The organism is Paenibacillus doosanensis (genome assembly GCF_025060755.1).
In the GTDB taxonomy this organism is placed as follows: Bacteria; Bacillota; Bacilli; order Paenibacillales; family NBRC-103111; genus Paenibacillus_S; species Paenibacillus_S doosanensis.
Genome location: NZ_JANYUY010000029.1, coordinates 1 through 17,305 on the forward strand (window position 1 = coordinate 1; position 17,305 = coordinate 17,305).

Sequence of the window (17,305 nt, forward strand, 5' to 3'; positions counted from 1 at the left end):
GCAGCTAAACCTTCCATACCATGTGCACGATAGAAAGCTACCCACTTAATAACGGACTTGTAATCGATTCCAATGCGTGCCCCGATCTCAGAATAGGATTCTTTTCCTGACAAATAATCTTGTACGGTCTGGAACTTCTCCTTCACACTGAATCTACTCATAAAAAACTGCACCTCCAATTGTTAGCTTGTGTCTAACAATTGGGGTGCAGTTCAGAACTTTAACGGTTCCCCGTAGGTTTTTTTGCGCTGTTTCGAAATAAAGCCGGTTTCATACGCCGATAAGGAAGAGGACATAACGCGGCTCTTTAAGCATATACATGTACAAGATGTCCCGCTTGCCGACTTAAGAATAGTTTCCTCGGGGAGCCGCCGCTGCGCTGTCCCGACAAAAAGTACAAGCAGGGAGTAAGACGGGGAGTACTCAAGTTTAGGAGGACCGGAGCCACATGAAAAGATTGGGATCGCTCATCATGGCAATCGTTTTGACCTTTACCGTAATGAACGGGTCAACACCGGCAGAAGCAGCCCCGCCCGTATCGACCCACGCGGAGACGGCGGCTTTGATCGATGTTACTTCGGGGCGGATTTTGTACAGCCAGCAGGGGGACAAACCGATGCGCATCGCAAGTCTGACCAAAATTATGACGGCGATCGTCGCCATTGAAAAGGGCAATTTGTCCGACGTGGTGAAAGTGAGCAAAAACGCGTTCGGCAAAGAAGGCTCGTCGATCTACTTGCGGCTGGGCGAAGAAATGAGCCTGCATCATTTGCTGTACGGCATGATGCTCCGCTCCGGCAATGACGCCGCAACGGCGATAGCGGAGCATGTCGGCGGAACGGTCGAGGGCTTTGCCTACATGATGAACGAAGAGGCGCGCCTCATCGGCATGCGCAATTCCAGCTTTAAAAATCCGAGCGGACTGGATGCGGAGGGGCATTATTCGACCGCCAACGATATGGCGCTGCTGGCCGCCTATGCGCTCAAAAATCCGGTATTTCGGGATATCGTGAAAACCAAAGTGAAGAAGGCGCCGAACCCGAACGATCCGTGGGATTACACGTGGATGAACAAAAATAAGATGCTCAGCTTGTACGAAGGAGCCGACGGAGTCAAGACAGGCTACACGAAAATAGCCAAGCGCTGCCTCGTCTCGTCCGCTACGCGCAACGGCCAGCAGCTCGCTGTCGTTACGCTCAACGACGGCGATGATTGGGCGGATCATGCGAAGCTGCTCGATTACGGCTTTCAGAACTTCCCCCTGAAGAAACTGACCGCCAAGGGCGATCCTGTGCAGGGGACGGATTATGTCGCGGGCAACGCCTTCTCTTATCCGGCTCTGGATTCGGAGCAAGGCCAGTTCAGCTCCAAGGTGCAGTTGAATGATCCTGCTTCTATCAACTACCGGCTCGGCGAGATGGGAAAACTGGAGTTCAGTTTGAACGGCAAGCCTATCGGAAACGTTCCGCTGTACGAGAAGGGCAGTTCCCGTCTGAAGGAAAAGGAAAGCTCGTCCATGTCATTTTCGGCGAGCGATGAATGGGAAGCGTCGTTCACCGAGAAATGGCTGTATATTATGCAATTTCTCGTCCGCGTATTGTTTACGGGACGCGCGATCTAAGCCAAAGCTAAGCCAAAGCGCCAAATGCCGGCGGGAAGGGAGCCAGCGGAAATGGTCAATTTTATATGGTTGTTTTTCATCGTAGCGGGATTCGCCGTCGCCGCCTTCCAGGGGAAGATCGAGCTCGTCACGCAGGCGGCGTTCGACGGAGCCAAAAGCGGAGTGACGGTATGCTTCGGGCTTATCAGCATTATGGTGTTTTGGCTAGGCATGATGCGGATTGCGGAGGACGCGGGGCTGCTGCAGAAGCTGGCCGTCCTGCTCCGCCCGATCGTCCGCTTCCTGTTTCCGAGCGTTCCGAAGGATCATCCGGCCATCGGCTACATCATGTCGAACATGAGCGCCAACATTCTCGGTCTCGGCAATGCGGCCACTCCCATGGGAATCAAGGCGATGCAGGAGCTGCAGCTGCTGAACCCGGACAAGGATACGGCAAGTCCCGCGATGTGCACGCTGCTTGCGCTGAATACGGCGAGCATTACGCTGATACCGACGACGCTGATCGCGATCCGGATGAACTTCAATTCCGCCAATCCGGCGGAGATCGTAGGCACGACGCTGCTTGCAACCTTTATCTCTACGCTCGCCGCCATCCTCGTGGATAAGTGGTACCGGCAGCGCAGCACCGTGATACCTAAGAACCGGAGGAACAATCCGAAAGGGAAAGGATGATCTCCATTGTACTCTTGGATAAATATGATTTCGGCCTGGGCGATTCCCGTTATTATCGTGTTTATCCCCCTGTTCGCCGCCTACCGTAAAATCCCTGTCTACGAGTCCTTCGTGGAAGGAGCCAAAGACGGCTTCGATACCGCCATCCGGATCATTCCGCATCTGGTTGGGATGATGGTCGCCATCAGCGTATTTCGCGCATCCGGAGCGATGGAGCTGTTCATCGGCTGGATTCGCCCGTTCTTCGAGATGATAGGAATTCCCAGCGAGGTGCTGCCGCTGGCCATCCTGCGGCCGATCACCGGAGCCGGCTCGCTGGCTTTCACTACGGACTTGATCCAGCAGTTCGGCCCCGATTCGCTGATCGGCCGGATCGCTTCGACGATTCAAGGCAGCACGGATACGACGATGTACGTCATCACCGTATATTTCGGAGCCATCGGCATCCGCAAGGCAAGCTATGCGCTCAAAGTCGGTCTGATCTCCGATGCGGTCGGTTTCGTTGCCTCGATTGTCGTCTGTTATTTAGTCTTCGCCTAGAACCCCCGGTTTTCTCCGCACATATACTGTACCAGCGAACGGATAAGAGGTGAGCTGAGTGCAGTTTTACGGCGTTGTCATTCATCATTCCGCATGTTCCTCCATTAACGGAAAAGGCTATGATTTTTTTATAGCCCGAGACGGGTCCATTATTCCTGCCTCCGAGCAGACCGATCCGCTATATATCCATATTTGCCTGGAAGGAGATTACTCCGAACCCCGCAGAGCCTTCACAGCCCAGGAGAAGGAGCAGCTGTTCGTCTTGAATAAGCTGATTCTTCGGCTTGCGGAGAAGCACGAATTTCAGTCCGACGACATATTTCCGCATACGATTTCGTGTCCCGGCGGTTATTTCCCTTGGTCTCAGCTTGTGATTTCACCCGATGATAGGTATCATTAGGGTTGAGGTGAATAGAGTCCAATGGAAAGACTACAAAAAGTGTTGGCAGAAGCGGGAGTGGCCTCCCGAAGAAAGTGCGAGGAATTAATCACTGCAGGCCGCGTGCAGGTGAACGATGAAGTGATCACAACCTTGGGAGTGAAGGTCGACGCTCAGAAGGATGTGATCAAAGTGGATGGACGGGCTATTCGTCAACAAAAGAAAGTGTACGTTCTGTTTAATAAGCCTAAAGGGGTTATTACAAGCGCATCCGATCCGGGCGGAAGAAAAATCGTTACGGATTTTCTTAAAGCGGTCAAAGAGCGGATCTATCCGGTAGGGCGGCTCGATTACGATACCGAAGGTTTGCTGCTGCTAACCAACGACGGAGAATTCGCCAACCTGCTGACGCATCCGAAGCATCATGTCCCGCGTACTTATCATGCCACGGTCAAGGGAGTTCCGCACGGAACGCTGTTGGACAAGCTGAGAGAGGGAATCGAGCTGGAGGACGGTCTGACCGCCCCCGCCGAGGTTGAATATTATGACATCAATCCGGAAAAGAATGAAACTGTAGTTTCGATTACGATATATGAAGGGCGTAACCGCCAGGTCCGGCGTATGTTCGAAGCGATTCAGTATCCCGTAATCAAGCTGAGACGCGTTCAATTCGGGCCGATTCCGCTGACCGGCGTGCCTCGGGGCAAATTCCGTCATTTAAAGCCGCAGGAAGTGAAGGAGCTTATCGATAGCGCTCTCAAGACACATAAAATTCAAAAAGGCAAATAAGCGCTGGCGTCAAATTTCGATATAATGAGGTTAGACTCGAATAGCGATTGTTTGAGGTGTGACATAATGGGAAAAAATAAACGTTGGGTGCAGTTGGCCATTTTTGCCGTGGTCGTTGTGATCGGGGCGTTTACGCTGTTCAACAATTTATACGCCACGGACAAGAAGCCTGTCGAAGGGTCCAAGGCCCCCGACTTTACCCTCGTCGGACTGGACGGCAAACAGCATAAGCTTTCCGATTATAAGGGGAAAACGGTTATGGTCAACTTCTGGGGGACGTTTTGTCCGCCCTGCAAGAACGAAATGCCGGCCATTCAGCAGCAGTACGACAAGCTGAATAAGCAGAACGCCGATTTTCTTGGCGTCAACCTTGGAGAGAGCAAGATCACGGTGCAAAGTTTCATCGACCAGTACAAGATTCATTTTCCGATTTTGCTTGACGACAAGGAAGAAACCCGGAAGCGGTATGGCGTCATGCAGTATCCTACAACCTTTTTCATCGCTCCCGACGGCAAAATCGCTACGATCAGGATCGGCGAAATGGATGAAGCTTACATAGAGCAAACACTTGCAACCATTGCCGCTTCGAGTAAATAACGGCTGGCTTACGTCTGATGGCAGTCCATCGTTAGCGGCGTTTTGTGCCGCAATTCTTGTTCATCCGCACTATTCGTCTATGAAAAGAGGGTTTCCGACCGTTGCCGTGAACAGGAGCCCTCTTTTGCGGCGAACGAAAGGCATGAACGGGGCAGAAGCGCGGGCCGGCCGCTCGGCCATCAGTCAGACGCTTTAGGAGGACATCATGATTCAGAATACCAAATGCGAATGCGGTCACCAGAATTTGCTCGGAACCGTGCTTTGCGAATCGTGCGGGAAGCCGTTGTTCGACGACGATGGGTCGGCTCCGCTGGAGATGCGCTACGATGGCGTGGCAAGACGTTCACAGAGGGAAAATCCGGGCTTGCTCGACAAAGTGTGGAACTTCTTCTCCTCCGTCAAAATTGCCATCTATCTTATTATCATTACTCTGCTGGGAGCTGCGCTGGGCACGATCTTTACCCAGGAGAGCAACTTCGTCAATTTTGATCCGTCCACCTATTACAAAGACACCTACGGAACGATCGGCGAGATTTATTACCAGTTGGGGCTATCTCATACATATCAATCCTGGTGGTTTATTACTTTGCTGCTGATGCTCGGCACCTCGCTTGTCGTCTGCAGTCTGGACCGGGTGCTTCCGCTGTACCGCGCGCTGAACAAGCAGCAGATTCGCAAGCATACCAACTTTATTTTGCGCCAGAAGGTATCCTACAAGGGGCCGCTGCCGACGAGCGGTCCATCCTGTGAAAGCGCGGACGAGGATGCAAAAGTATGGGTCGAGCAAGCGGCCGAAGCGTTAAGGAAACAGCATTATCGCGTACATACCGACGGAACGGCCTTGTTGGCCGAGAAAAACCGATTCAGCCGCTGGGGGCCGTATATTAACCATATCGGGCTTATTATCTTTTTGTTGGCCGTCTTAATGAGGAGTCTTCCCGGATGGAATATGGACCAATACGTCGCCTTTCCCGAAGGGCAAATCGTCAAAATTCCGGAAACCTCTTATTATTTGAAAAATGAGAAGTTTACGCTGGAGTTTTATAGCGAGGACGAGATGTCGCCGGGATTCCGGGCGAAGGAGCAGGCCGTGCCGAAAGTTTACGAAACGAAAGCGGTTTTGTACAAATGCACGGCCGATTGCGACGATCCTCTCAAGCAGCCGAAGCTGGAAGAGGTGCACCGGCAAAATATTATCGTAAACGAGCCGTTGAATTATAAAGGTCTGCTGGCCTATCAGTACGATTTCAAGCAAGATCCGCTGCTGATTTCGGTTAAGCCGTCCCTGAAAAATAAACAGACCGGAGAAGTGTACGGCGCATTGGACCTGTCCATGACCCGTCCTGCCGACAAGTATCAGGCCGGACCGTATGAATTGACGCTGAAGGGCTACTTCCCCGAATTCGGATTGGACGAAAAAGGGCTGCCGATGACCAAATCGAACGAGCCGAAGGCGCCTGCGTTTATTTTTTACATCAAAGGGCCGGGACTGGCTCCCGAAGGGCAGCCGTACATGTATTTCCCGCGCCAGGTGGATAAAGAAGCGTTCTCCCAGGATCAAATTAACGGAGCTATCGCTTCCAAGTTCGAGCTGTCCGTCAACTCGATGGATGACGTGCAGTTCTCGGAATATACGAGCTACTTGAACATTCGCGTGGACCGCGCGCTTCCGTTCATATGGGTCGGGGCGGGAATCAGCATGATCGGGCTGGTCATGGGCTTTTACTGGCATCACCGCAGAATATGGCTGCGCATCGACGACGGACAGCTGTCGTTAGGCGCGCATACGAACAAAAACTGGTTCGGCATCCGTAAGGAGGTCGCCCAGGTTCTTCACAAATCGGGGATTGACGCGGATCCCAAAACGTTAGAGGCTGGAGGGGTGTCGTAGTGAACAGCAGCACGTTATTGCTACTTGCTTTCATTGTATACAACGTAGCGTTTCTTATCTTCGTTCTTGCTATTGCCGGGAAAAGTTGGAATCGGGACGATCCGGAAGGGCATGTGAAACGATGGGGGAAAACAGGACTTATTTTCTCCATTATCGGCTTAGCCTGTCACGCCGGCTTCTTCTTCACAAGGTGGGCTGAGGCGGGGCATATTCCGACGAGCAACATGTTCGAATTTATGACCTTCCTCGGCATGATGATCATGCTCGCGTTTATTATCGTCTACTTGATCTACCGCGCGCCGGTGCTCGGCATTTTCGCGCTGCCGGTGGGCATTATCATTATCGCTTACGCGTCGGTATTCCCGAAAGAAGTGCAGCCGCTCATTCCGGCGCTGCAAAGCTACTGGTTGAAAATCCACGTGACGACGGCGGCGGCGGGAGAGGCGTTCTTCGCCGTCGGTTTCGCGGCCGGCCTTATGTACCTGCTGCGCAGCGTTAATTTTAAGGGAACCTCGAAGACGGATCGCCGGGAACAAAAGGGCGTCGAGTTCACGATGTTTTTCCTTGTCGTGATCATTGCTTTCGTCGTTACGATTTTCGGCTTCAATGCGTCGGGCTATCACGCCAAATTCGCTCTGCCAATGGAAGAGGGCGCGGAAACGGCGGTGCAGCAGACGGTCGATTACGTTTTGCCGCCGCTCGTGCAGCCTGCGGACGCTCAGGTGCTGGAGATGAAGCCGTTCCTCGGCATGACGACACCTCCTATGGAATCCCCTTCATGGCTTAAGGGCAGCAATGCCGCCAGAAAGCTGAATACGGTCATCTGGTCGGTGCTCGGCGGGTTGATCCTGTACGGATTGCTTCGGTTAATCGCGCGCCGGTCGCTGTCCGCTGCCATCAGCCCGCTGATGAACGGGATCGACGCGGATGATGTCGATGAGATCAGCTACCGCGCGATTGCCATCGGTTATCCGATCTTTACGCTGGGAGCGCTCATCTTCGCCATGATTTGGGCGGCGGAAGCATGGGGACGCTTCTGGGGATGGGACCCCAAAGAGGTATGGGCTTTAATTACATGGTTATTTTATGCCGCATATTTGCATCTTCGCTTGTCCAGAGGGTGGATCGGCAAAAAATCGGCATGGTTGTCCGTTATCGGATTTCTCGTCGTGATGTTCACGTTGATCGGCGTTAATCTGGTCATCGCTGGGCTTCACTCGTATGCAGGCGTATAATGAAGAGAGTGCATTTCATTTAGAAAGGGTTGGGGCCGATGTCGGATAGAAAAATGACGATCTTGGTAGTCGACGATGAAGAGCGCATTCGCCGTTTACTGAGAATGTACTTGGAGAAAGAAAATTTCACGATCGAGGAAGCGGAAGACGGCGAAAGCGCGCTCAAGAAAGCGTTGGAAACCGACTACGACCTCATTTTACTCGATATTATGCTGCCGGGGATCGACGGCAATGAAGTTTGCGCCAGATTGCGCCAGGTCAAATCTACCCCGGTCATCATGCTAACCGCCAAAGGGGAGGAAACGAACCGCGTGCAGGGCTTTGAAGTAGGAGCCGACGATTACGTCGTCAAGCCGTTCAGTCCGCGCGAAGTGATCTATCGGGTCAAAGCGATTTTGCGCAGATCGTCGGTAACCGCCTATTTGTCCAAAGAGGTAAATTCGAGCAACAATATCGTCTTCCCGAATCTCGTCATCGAGCACGACGCTCACCGCGTTACGGCGGGCGGGCAAGAAGTGGCGCTGACGCCGAAGGAATACGAGCTTCTGCACTACTTGGCGGTATCTCCCGATAAAGTATTTTCCCGGGAGGAGCTGCTTAAGGATGTATGGAATTACGAATTTTTCGGCGATCTGCGGACGGTCGACACGCATGTCAAACGGCTTCGCGAAAAGCTCAATAAGGTTTCTCCGGACGCCGCTTCGATGATCACCACCGTCTGGGGCGTCGGTTACAAGCTTGAGGTGCCTAAATAAGTGTTCATACTCAGAAGCATAGTCGGTAAGCTGTGGATCACGATTATCGGCCTGGTCGCCGTCATCTTGATGGTATTGGGCTTGTTTCTGTTTCAATATATCCAAACTTCCTTTCCCAAGTCGCAGGACCAGATCGAGAATTTGCATAAGCTCGCTTTGAAGGTGTCGAACGGGATTTCGGTTCACAGCGAGGACGACCATTATATTATGATGGTCAACGATTTGCTAAGCGCTCAAGAGGCGACCGTATTTATCGTCGATACGGATTTCAACCAATCCGGGTTTTCGGAAGAAGCGGGCAGCTTGGATGATTTGCATTATAATGATTTTTTCAGCAAGCAGGATATGCAGAACGTATTTAACGGAACGATCATCGATAATCAGGTAGCCGGCAAAGGCGGCGTGAAGCAGCGCACGAACAGCTTGTATTCCGCAGTCGCCGTGCCGCTGAGGGATTCGGCGCAGCAGAAGGTGATCGGAGCCGCCGTGCTGTACCAATCGACGCAATCGGTCGAAGCGACGCAGGCGTATGTCATGAGACTATTCGCTTATGTGTCGATGGCGGGGTTTTTGATGACGACGTTTTTCGCGTTCTTCTTGCTCACCCGGATTACGCAGCCGCTGCAGCAGCTTAGGAAAGCGGCGGATCTTATTTCCCATGGAGAATACGGTACGCGGGTGCCGATCTCTTCGGACGATGAAATCGGCGAGCTGTCCAAAACGTTCAACCGGATGGGAGAAGAGCTGTCGGATACGATTAAGGCGCTTAACCATGAGAAAGAACATCTGTCAAGCGTGCTGCGCAGTATGGCGGATGCGGTGATTACGTTCGATGCGGACGGAATGGTGATTTTGACCAATCCGCAAGGCTATATGATCGTCAGGGACTGGAACCAAATCGAGTGGGAAGAATTCGATACGGATGGCGGGGAGGAAGCGGGCGACGGGATTCGGGTCGATACGATTCCTGCGCCGGTAAGACCGCTGTTCGAGCAGGTGATCAACGAAGCCAAGGAAATTGCCACGAAGCTGCACGTGCAAAATGAGGTATGGTCCATTGTGATGGCGCCGCTCTACTCGCGGGATGTCGTACGAGGCGTCGTTGCGGTCATGCGCAATGTAACCGAGGAGTTCCGGCTCGACAAGCTGCGCAAAGATTTCGTAGCCAACGTATCGCATGAGCTGCGAACGCCGCTTTCCATGCTGCAAGGCTATAGCGAGGCGCTGATCGACGATATCGCCTCGTCGCCGGAAGAGCGCAAGGAGCTGGCTCAGGTTATACACGACGAGTCGCTCCGCATGGGCAGACTCGTCAGAGATTTGCTCGACCTCGCCAAGATGGAAAACGGCAATTTGGAGCTTCACTTCCGCGAGGTTGATATCGCCGGCTTCATGCGGCGGATGCACCGCAAGTTCGCCGTGCTGTCGAAGGAGCAGGACATTACGATGACCTGCGAACTGCCGGAGGGCGAGCCGCTGGTTGCGGACGCGGATGAAGACCGCCTGGAGCAGGTGATGACGAATCTGCTGGATAACGCGATCCGGCATACGCCGGCCGGCGCGCAAATTCAGATGAAGGCGGCCCCCTCCGTGTATGAAGGCAAAGAGGCGGTAATACTGGAGATTACCGATCAGGGACAAGGCATTCCGGCCGGGGATCTGCCGTATATATTCGAGCGCTTCTACAAGGCGGATAAAGCGCGTACGCGCGGGACTACCGGAGGGACGGGGCTGGGGTTGTCCATCGTCAGCAACCTCGTGGAAGCCCATCGCGGCACGGTGCAAGTGAAGAGCGCCGTAGGGCAGGGCACGACGTTTACGGTCATTTTGCCAAAACAACAGTCGTTTTCTAACTAATGGGAATTTTCAGACATTTTCGCGAAACGGCTCGAAACAACGAAGCGAGCTTCCGATACGATATCGGAAGCTCGCTATTTTTGTTGAAAAAAGAAGCTAAATCTTGTTGTCCGTGAAACAAATCGGGGCCGAACCGTACTATTCCAAAGTCAGTTCGCGGACGTTCGTCAGCTCGGGGAGCTTGATCAGCTGATCCAGGACATCCTTGGAAGCTTGTTTGTCGGTTGTCAGCACCATGATGGCGGAACCGCCGTATACTTTGCGTCCTACCTGCATCGTCGCGATGTTGACGTCGTTGCTGCCGAGCAGCGTGCCCACTTTGCCGATAATACCCGGCTTATCGTTGTGCGAGATCAACAGCAGGTTGCCTTGCGGCGCGATATCGACGGGGTATTGATCGATTTGCACGATCCGTTCGCCGTAGCCGGACAGCAGCGTTCCAGCCAAAGTGCGCTCTTCGTTTTTCGTCTTCAAGGTGACGGATACGAGGTTGGTGAACGTTTTGGATGCCGTCGATTTTTGCGTTACGATGTTCACGTCGCGAGTTTTGGCCAGGTGCATGGCATTAACGATATTGACGCCTTCAAGCTGATTGGCGAGAATGCCTTTAACGATGTAGCGAGTGAGCGGAGTGGTGTCGACGTCACTCAAATCGCCGGAGTAATTGACGACGATTTCGTTCACCGCGCCATCGGTCATTTGGCCGGCAAATTGTCCGAGATGCTCGCCGAGACCGAAGTACGGCTGCAGCTTGTTGAGCACGGTCGGCGGTACCGGAGGCATGTTCACCGCGTTTTTGAACGGCTGGTCGCGCAAGATGTGAAGCACTTCCTCCGACACGTCGATCGCTACGTTCTCCTGCGCTTCTACGGTCGATGCGCCGAGGTGAGGCGTTACGATAATTTTCGGATTGTTCAGGAATGGATGCTCGGCGCGAGGCGGTTCCTCTTCGAATACGTCGAATGCCGCTCCGGCTACGATGCCTGCGTCGATCGCTTCGACCAAAGCTCCTTCGTCGATAATTCCGCCGCGCGCGCAGTTAACGATTCTTACGCCTTTTTTCATCAGCTCGAATTGCGGACGGGAGATGATGTGGCGGGTCTCGTTAGTCAGCGGCGTATGCACGGTAATGAAGTCGGCTTGCGCCGCGATTTCGTTGACGGTGCCGAGTCTTACGCCGATTTTTTCGGCGCGTTCTTCCGTCAGGAACGGGTCGTAGCCGATCACGTCCATGCCGAACACTTTGGCGCGCTTGGCTACTTCGCTGCCGATCCGGCCCATGCCGAGAATCCCCAGCGTCTTGTTGCGAAGCTCTACGCCTACGAACGTTTTGCGGTCCCATTCGCCGCCGACGGTTTTCTTGTACGCTTGCGGGATGGAACGAGCGACCGACATCATCATAGCGAAGGTCAGCTCACAAGTGGCGATAGTGTTGCCGTCGGGGGCGTTGATGACGACGATTCCGCGTTTGGTTGCGGCTTCCAGATCAATGTTGTCGACGCCGACGCCGGCGCGGCCGACGACTTTCAGCTTAGAAGCTGCAGCCATGATATTCTCGGTCACTTTCGTTTGGCTGCGTACCATCAAAGCGTCGTAATCGGCGATGATAGCGACCAGCTCGGCTTCGGAAAGGCCGGATTTTTTGTCAACCTCGACATCTTCCGCGTCGTACAGCATTTGAATCCCCATATCGCTGATGCCATCCATAACTAACACTTTAAACATTGTTTACAGACCTCCATTTTATTATAATTTGAAAAAAGAACATAAAAAAACTCCTCATCCCCATACGATTGCCGTATAAAAGGGACGAAGAGCTGCTCTCGTGGTACCACCCTAATTCGCTGCACGCTCGCACGCGCAGCCTCATGAGTCTGTCGACTCGGAACGATAACGGGTTCTAGGCGGCTGAGTCTACACAGGTTTTCGCGGAAAGCGAAGGCCATTTCGAAAACAGCGACTCGGGAGTGCTCCACGTAAATGATAATGTCCGACTCGCACCGATCGTCGGCTCTCTGCGCATTACCGGTTTACATTGTCTCCGTCAATGTCATTGCTGGCTAGTTGAAATTTTTCATTAGCGTACCATGCCTTTCAGGTCGTGTCAATAGGTGTCGAAACGATTGTTTCAGCCGTTGAATTAGCCTGGACCTCTTAGGGCAATCTACGTACGCTTACCGGATATTTACTGCTGATTGTTCGTCTTTATCCGGATACAAACCATATTTTATGGCAAATTGCTTTAGATTGCAATGGTTTTTACTTGATCAATTGTGAATTTTTCGTTATTCTTCATTACAGCCGCGAAAAAAGGAGGACCAGCCTTATGGAATCGTTCGAATATATCGAGCCAAGAGAGTTTCTGGAGAAGGTGGACGGGAAGCGATTGGGCGATGCTCTGATTATTGATGTCCGGGAGCCGATGGAGTGGGATTATTATCATCTGGAAGAGGCCAAGCTGATACCGATGAATACGATTCCCGCCCGCTTGCCCGAGCTTCCCCAGGACAAGCCGCTGTACATCGTATGCGCGCATGGCCTGAGAAGCGCAAACGTATGCTATTACTTGCGGCAGCACGGGTATGAGCAGGTGATCAATGTGGAGGGCGGGATGGCGGCCGTGGCCATGCTGCGCGGTTTTCAATACGACTGAGGCCGAAATGTCAGAACGGCAAACAAGCCGCTAGCGGCAAGCAGGTTCACTGCGATGCCCGCGAGGCGGCTTTTGCTGTAATGGCGCGGCATTGGCTTCCGCGCGAATCACGGCTGCGGCTCGTCGATGAAGAAGGGGAGCTGCGGCAGCGTTTCGCCCGCATACCATCTGCTCTTGCTGCGGATAAAGTCGCCGGTGCGAACGGCGTCCGTGGCGAGCAGAACGTCCGCTACGGGCTGCACCTGATTCAAATTCATTTTGCCCGCTTGCCCCGTCGCCACCATCTCATCGATCCGGCTGGTCATGTCCTGGGGCGTAAACGGTCTGAACGTCTGCGAAGCGGCAAGCATGGCGGCGACGTAGTCGTTTTTGGCGTTTAACGACAGCGCCCTCCAATCCGTCACATTGAGCGGCTTGGCCGGGTCGGCGAGCTTGATGTCGGGGTGATCGGCGGCATTCCATTTTACGATGGCGTCGTAATAATTTTGCTGTGCGGCCAGAGCGAACTTTTTCGCTTCGACAATATACGCGTCCTTGTTCAGCTCATCCAGCGCTTGAGCGGCGGGAATCGCATTGGCTTTGGATTGAAATCCGCTTAAGGCTTCGTTAAAGAGCTTAAGGCTTTTCGCATAGTTTTGCTGGCCTTCCTGCAGCAAAGGCGAGGAGTCCGGCATTGACGCGCTGCTGACTTCGCCGTATTTGTCCTTGGCCAGCTTGGCCAAATCTTTCAATATCAGGGAGACGTCGGCGGAACGGTTCAGCTCGAGCGCGTTTAATTTATCGAACCAGCTGTTCTGAAATTCCCTATACGGCTGATAAATGGTATGATAATAAGACACCAAATACTGTTGATGATAGGCGGAATACTCTTGGGCGGCATTTGTCTGTTTGGAGAACAGTTCGGCATACTTCGCTTCGGAACGTTCCTGACCCAATCGTACGCCGAGGAAAAAAGTTCCGAGGGCCAGTACCAGCATAAAAATAAAGATGAGAACAAATAAGTAATCAGAACGGGTCAACTGTTTCTCCATTAAGCATGCTCCTTGTAGTCTTTTTTGCGCGTAGGAAAGCGGGGTTCGCGTCCGCGAGACTGCCTGCGGCGAACCCATTGTCCGGGTGACCGGCAATCTGCGGTTTCACTGCTTGCGGCAGCTGTCGCGGGCAGGCGCGAAGCGGCGGCCACCCCACTGATAGTATAGGTGATTTTGTCGAATAAAGGAATAATCCGGATGAAAAAATTTAACTTCAAGCAGTTCAAGTTTCGGTCGCTGAGAGTGGATGAAATCGACGAACGATACTTGATCATGAACTTGTACGTAACGCAATTATTGGTATTGGTTCTTGGGTCCATCATTATGCTGTTTCATAGGCCATCGCTTGCCGCGATGTTTTCATGGAAACAGGGGATAGCCATTCCGCTCTGGGGCGTCGCTTTGGCGGCCGTCGTGCTGATCGTGGACGTTCTGATCTCGCGGTGGGTTCCGCCCGAGGTCACCGACGACGGCGGCATCAACGAAATGCTGTTCAGAAACCGCCCTTTGTGGCATATTACGGTCATGTCGTTTATTGTGGCGGTTTGCGAAGAATGGCTGTTCCGGGGAGCGATCCAATCATTCTGGGGGCCTTACTGGACGAGCATTTTATTTGCGGCGATCCATATCCGCTATTTGCAGCATTGGCTGATGACGGGGCTGGTGTTCGGCATCAGCTACGGACTGGGGTGGATCTATATACAGACCGGCTCTCTGTGGGCGCCGATCATTGCGCACTTCGTCATCGATTTCATCATGGGTTGTATCATTCGTTACAGGAGAGAGGATTAAATGTATTCCAGACAACAAGAGCTGAACATGCCGAATGAGCAAGGACCGGAAGAAGAACGGGAGGAGCATTTCCTCCCGCCGCGCAAAACGGTGCACCCGACGGAAAGAGAAAAATATCTCCCGATTTTTTACCGGACCTTGCTTTGGCTGTTCATTTTACTTGTCGTAAGCTTACTGGTATGGGGTTGGCGTTACGTCCGCAGCCATACATGACCTTGAGGATTGAAGCGCGTCCGGCTCGGATTACAAGCCGATATCAATGGAGGAAGGGTCTACGAATCCGTATTCCTTCCCCTCCAGCTCGGTCAGCAGCTTGTCGAGGGCTTTGACCGTCCAGGGAAGCTCATGCATCAGAATGTTACTGCCCGGCCGGAGCTGCTCAAGCACGTTCGCGACCACTTTATCCGGATCATTGCTTTTGGTCGACATCTCCCAATCCTTCGAACCGTTGGACCACGTCATAAACAGCATGTTCTCTTCTTTGACCTTCGCGCGAACGATATCTCCTCCCGACCCGAACGGAGGCCGGAAAAACTGCGGCGAGCTGCCGGTCGCTTCCTTCACGATCGCTTGTACGTCCCCGATTTGTTGATCGACTTTTTCTTTACCCTCTTTTTTCAAATCGATATGATCCCAGGAATGGTTGCCTATCGTTTGTCCGCGTTCTTGAATGAGCTTCAGCAGCTCGGGATGCTGCTTGACCCTGTACCCGTTCACAAAGAAAATCGCCTTGGCATGATGTTTGTCGAGCGTATCCAGCAGAGGCTCAAGCATGTCTTTATCCTTCGGGCCGTCGTCAAAGGTGAGCAGGACGACCTTCTTGCTCGTCGCTTCCGGATCGATCGGAACGATATCATAGCTTTTGGCGTTCAACTTGTACAGTTTGGGAGCCGGTTTCTCGGCGGCCGCTTGCTGCTGCTTGTCTTGCCCGGCGGGAGGGACTGCGGCCTGTCCGGTCTGAGGGCCTCCTTGCCCCGCTTGCGGGGGCTGAGCCTGCGCTGCTTGATCGATTGCGTTCGAAGACGCAGGGGAGGACGCTGTGCCGGTACTGTCAGGCTGCGCTTGTCCGGCCGGAGGCGCGGCGGATGGTTCGGCGGAATTGCGGCAGGCGGTTGCCGTTAAAATCAGGCAGGCGGCAAGCGCCCAGAGCAGTTTGTTTTTCATCGCATAAAAACTCCTATTCTTTGCTGGTTTCCTAATTTTATCATGCATGGTTCCCCTCTTCATAGCGGAAAATACGATTGTAAGCAAACTGATGGAGGGATGGATACCATGAAGATCGGTTCGTTCTTGCTAGGCGGCTTGGTCGGCGCGGCTGCCGTTATGTATTTTAATAATAAAAGCAAATCCATGCTATTTTCCGCTTTCAGCAGCAACAATCAGTCGCTCGGACAAATGACGGACAAATCGAAGGAACGGCGCAAGGACTCGGTGCACGAGGAGAAGCATAAGCCTGCGTCTGCAGCAGCTTCCCATGACTCCGGCTCCTCCCATGAGAAGGACGGCAGCCATTCCGGCTCGACGCTCAGCAAGGTGGAGGAGATCATCAGCCAAGACCCCGAGCTGAAGTCGACAGTCGACGAAATTTTGGCCGAAAATCAACAAAAAGAAGTATATCATACGCAGTGACCGTCTGGAGCGGGCGCTTGCAAAGAGCACAGGCAGGAAAGCGCTGCTTGTGCTTTTTGTTTTTTTACAGTCATTCGTACATTTATTGTTATGTTGTGATATAATAGACATATAATTGAATACAAGCTATAATTGCTTACTCACCTTTTTAACCTTACTTCATAAGCTATTAATATACGCGTCGGCAAGGAGGAATCCTGTATGAAAATGGAGCGTTTAAGTCAGGACAAGATACGGATTTTCCTCACATTCGACGACTTGACGGAGCGAGGCATTCAAAAGGATGACATGTGGAGAGAAATTCCTAAAGTGCACGAACTGTTCAGCGACATGATGGACCAGGCTTATACCGAGCTGGGCTTTGAACCGTCCGGCCCGCTGGCCGTGGAGGTGCTGCAGCTTCCTGCTCAGGGCATGGTTGTCATCGTAACCCGCGGCAAAGTCGATTTCCAGCAAACCGTCGAGTCGTATGACGAGGAAGTCGAGGAGATGTATGAGCTTGAAGTGACGCTGGAGCAAACCGATCAGATTTCCTACATGTTCCATGATTTTGAAGATATGCTTCGCATGGCTAAGGTTTTGAATCCGTTAGTCACAGAGGGCGGGAGCCTGTTTGCTTATAAGAACAAATGGTTCTTGCTGCTTAATGCCGACGAAATGGATGAGAACGGATACCAGGCTGTCATTGCCGTGTTGTCGGAGTTCGGTGAGGCTGCTACTGTGACTAGAGCTGTGCTGGAGGAGTATGGGAAGACGGTCATTGCTGAAAACGCCGTTAAAGTGCTATGCGCACATTTTAAATAATGATCTTGGTGCTTTACAGATCGATCACAATGTTCGAAGGCATTCTTCAAAAACAGTCTT

At 52.7% G+C, this 17,305-nt stretch carries 19 protein-coding genes; 15 read left to right on the forward strand and 4 right to left on the reverse strand.

All coding sequences use genetic code 11. The features are described from left to right. Positions 1-161 (reverse strand): helix-turn-helix domain-containing protein (locus N0M98_RS33920; RefSeq protein WP_375295515.1); only part of this gene is annotated, 161 nt, incomplete at its 3' end. Between the two features lie 287 nt (positions 162-448). On the opposite strand from N0M98_RS33920, the gene N0M98_RS19950 reads away from it, so the two are divergent. The 10 genes from N0M98_RS19950 (at position 449) to N0M98_RS19995 (ending at position 10,336) form a co-directional block, all read left to right on the forward strand. Further along, positions 449-1,621, forward strand: a complete 1,173-nt coding sequence (locus tag N0M98_RS19950) for a D-alanyl-D-alanine carboxypeptidase family protein (protein ID WP_375295510.1) — start codon at positions 449-451, stop codon at positions 1,619-1,621. A gap of 51 nt (positions 1,622-1,672) precedes the next feature. Further along, positions 1,673-2,293 (forward strand): nucleoside recognition domain-containing protein, encoded by a 621-nt coding sequence (locus N0M98_RS19955; protein WP_249864164.1) that lies wholly within the window; start codon positions 1,673-1,675, stop codon positions 2,291-2,293. A 6-nt stretch (positions 2,294-2,299) separates the two neighbouring features. Next, positions 2,300-2,833, forward strand: a complete 534-nt coding sequence (locus N0M98_RS19960; protein WP_310944063.1) for a spore maturation protein — start codon at positions 2,300-2,302, stop codon at positions 2,831-2,833. A gap of 58 nt (positions 2,834-2,891) precedes the next feature. Further along, positions 2,892-3,233 (forward strand): peptidoglycan recognition protein family protein, encoded by a 342-nt coding sequence (locus N0M98_RS19965; protein WP_249864162.1) that lies wholly within the window; start codon positions 2,892-2,894, stop codon positions 3,231-3,233. A 21-nt stretch (positions 3,234-3,254) separates the two neighbouring features. Further along, positions 3,255-4,001, forward strand: coding sequence for a pseudouridine synthase (locus N0M98_RS19970; protein ID WP_249864161.1), 747 nt, complete (start codon positions 3,255-3,257; stop codon positions 3,999-4,001). A gap of 66 nt (positions 4,002-4,067) precedes the next feature. After that, entirely contained in the window at positions 4,068-4,598 is a 531-nt protein-coding gene (gene resA, locus N0M98_RS19975) for a thiol-disulfide oxidoreductase ResA (RefSeq protein WP_249864160.1), read from the forward strand. Between the two features lie 205 nt (positions 4,599-4,803). Further along, on the forward strand, positions 4,804-6,489 hold the full coding sequence (gene resB / locus N0M98_RS19980) for a cytochrome c biogenesis protein ResB (RefSeq protein WP_259618943.1): 1,686 nt from the start codon (positions 4,804-4,806) through the stop codon (positions 6,487-6,489). Continuing rightward, complete coding sequence (gene ccsB / locus N0M98_RS19985; RefSeq protein ID WP_259618944.1) at positions 6,489-7,724, forward strand: c-type cytochrome biogenesis protein CcsB; 1,236 nt, start codon at positions 6,489-6,491, stop codon at positions 7,722-7,724. Before resB ends, ccsB begins: the two co-directional genes overlap by 1 nt. Before the next feature lie 38 nt (positions 7,725-7,762). Continuing rightward, complete coding sequence (locus N0M98_RS19990) at positions 7,763-8,479, forward strand: response regulator transcription factor (RefSeq protein ID WP_249864157.1); 717 nt, start codon at positions 7,763-7,765, stop codon at positions 8,477-8,479. Next, complete coding sequence (locus N0M98_RS19995; protein WP_249864156.1) at positions 8,480-10,336, forward strand: HAMP domain-containing sensor histidine kinase; 1,857 nt, start codon at positions 8,480-8,482, stop codon at positions 10,334-10,336. A gap of 138 nt (positions 10,337-10,474) precedes the next feature. On the opposite strand, the gene serA is transcribed toward N0M98_RS19995, so the two are convergent. Beyond that, a complete protein-coding gene (gene serA / locus N0M98_RS20000) occupies positions 10,475-12,061 on the reverse strand; it encodes a phosphoglycerate dehydrogenase (RefSeq protein ID WP_249864155.1) in 1,587 nt (528 codons plus the stop codon). A 601-nt stretch (positions 12,062-12,662) separates the two neighbouring features. On the opposite strand from serA, the gene N0M98_RS20005 reads away from it, so the two are divergent. Further along, a complete protein-coding gene (locus N0M98_RS20005; RefSeq protein ID WP_249864154.1) occupies positions 12,663-12,989 on the forward strand; it encodes a rhodanese-like domain-containing protein in 327 nt (108 codons plus the stop codon). Positions 12,990-13,096: 107 nt separating this feature from the next. On the opposite strand, the gene N0M98_RS20010 is transcribed toward N0M98_RS20005, so the two are convergent. After that, positions 13,097-14,020, reverse strand: a complete 924-nt coding sequence (locus tag N0M98_RS20010) for a hypothetical protein (RefSeq protein ID WP_259618945.1) — start codon at positions 14,018-14,020, stop codon at positions 13,097-13,099. A 198-nt stretch (positions 14,021-14,218) separates the two neighbouring features. Here N0M98_RS20010 and N0M98_RS20015 point away from each other — a divergent pair, with 198 nt between their 5' ends. Together N0M98_RS20015 and N0M98_RS20020 are read left to right on the forward strand one after the other, a co-directional pair. Beyond that, positions 14,219-14,812 carry a CPBP family intramembrane glutamic endopeptidase gene (locus N0M98_RS20015; protein ID WP_249864152.1) on the forward strand — a complete coding sequence of 198 codons (594 nt, stop codon included), beginning with the start codon at positions 14,219-14,221 and terminating at the stop codon, positions 14,810-14,812. Beyond that, the gene (locus tag N0M98_RS20020; RefSeq protein ID WP_249864151.1) at positions 14,813-15,025 is read left to right on the forward strand and encodes a hypothetical protein; all 213 of its coding nucleotides are present in this window, start codon (positions 14,813-14,815) and stop codon (positions 15,023-15,025) included. It abuts the gene before it with no gap. 30 nt (positions 15,026-15,055) lie between these two features. On the opposite strand, the gene N0M98_RS20025 is transcribed toward N0M98_RS20020, so the two are convergent. Continuing rightward, a complete protein-coding gene (locus tag N0M98_RS20025) occupies positions 15,056-15,976 on the reverse strand; it encodes a polysaccharide deacetylase family protein (RefSeq protein WP_259618946.1) in 921 nt (306 codons plus the stop codon). 108 nt (positions 15,977-16,084) lie between these two features. Here N0M98_RS20025 and N0M98_RS20030 point away from each other — a divergent pair, with 108 nt between their 5' ends. Together N0M98_RS20030 and N0M98_RS20035 are read left to right on the forward strand one after the other, a co-directional pair. Continuing rightward, the gene (locus N0M98_RS20030; protein WP_249864149.1) at positions 16,085-16,441 is read left to right on the forward strand and encodes a hypothetical protein; all 357 of its coding nucleotides are present in this window, start codon (positions 16,085-16,087) and stop codon (positions 16,439-16,441) included. Positions 16,442-16,642: 201 nt separating this feature from the next. Continuing rightward, complete coding sequence (locus tag N0M98_RS20035; RefSeq protein WP_249864148.1) at positions 16,643-17,245, forward strand: genetic competence negative regulator; 603 nt, start codon at positions 16,643-16,645, stop codon at positions 17,243-17,245. Positions 17,246-17,305 lie beyond the last annotated feature (60 nt).

Coding starts and splice junctions, on each gene's coding strand:
- N0M98_RS19950 (WP_375295510.1), top strand. CDS start 449: ATGAAAAGATTGGGATCGCTCATCATGGCAATCGTTTTGACCTTTACC.
- N0M98_RS19955 (WP_249864164.1), top strand. CDS start 1,673: ATGGTCAATTTTATATGGTTGTTTTTCATCGTAGCGGGATTCGCCGTC.
- N0M98_RS19970 (WP_249864161.1), top strand. CDS start 3,255: ATGGAAAGACTACAAAAAGTGTTGGCAGAAGCGGGAGTGGCCTCCCGA.
- resA (WP_249864160.1), top strand. CDS start 4,068: ATGGGAAAAAATAAACGTTGGGTGCAGTTGGCCATTTTTGCCGTGGTC.
- resB (WP_259618943.1), top strand. CDS start 4,804: ATGATTCAGAATACCAAATGCGAATGCGGTCACCAGAATTTGCTCGGA.
- N0M98_RS19990 (WP_249864157.1), top strand. CDS start 7,763: ATGTCGGATAGAAAAATGACGATCTTGGTAGTCGACGATGAAGAGCGC.
- serA (WP_249864155.1), bottom strand. CDS start 12,061: ATGTTTAAAGTGTTAGTTATGGATGGCATCAGCGATATGGGGATTCAA.
- N0M98_RS20005 (WP_249864154.1), top strand. CDS start 12,663: ATGGAATCGTTCGAATATATCGAGCCAAGAGAGTTTCTGGAGAAGGTG.
- N0M98_RS20010 (WP_259618945.1), bottom strand. CDS start 14,020: ATGGAGAAACAGTTGACCCGTTCTGATTACTTATTTGTTCTCATCTTT.
- N0M98_RS20015 (WP_249864152.1), top strand. CDS start 14,219: ATGAAAAAATTTAACTTCAAGCAGTTCAAGTTTCGGTCGCTGAGAGTG.
- N0M98_RS20020 (WP_249864151.1), top strand. CDS start 14,813: ATGTATTCCAGACAACAAGAGCTGAACATGCCGAATGAGCAAGGACCG.
- N0M98_RS20025 (WP_259618946.1), bottom strand. CDS start 15,976: ATGAAAAACAAACTGCTCTGGGCGCTTGCCGCCTGCCTGATTTTAACG.
- N0M98_RS20030 (WP_249864149.1), top strand. CDS start 16,085: ATGAAGATCGGTTCGTTCTTGCTAGGCGGCTTGGTCGGCGCGGCTGCC.
- N0M98_RS20035 (WP_249864148.1), top strand. CDS start 16,643: ATGAAAATGGAGCGTTTAAGTCAGGACAAGATACGGATTTTCCTCACA.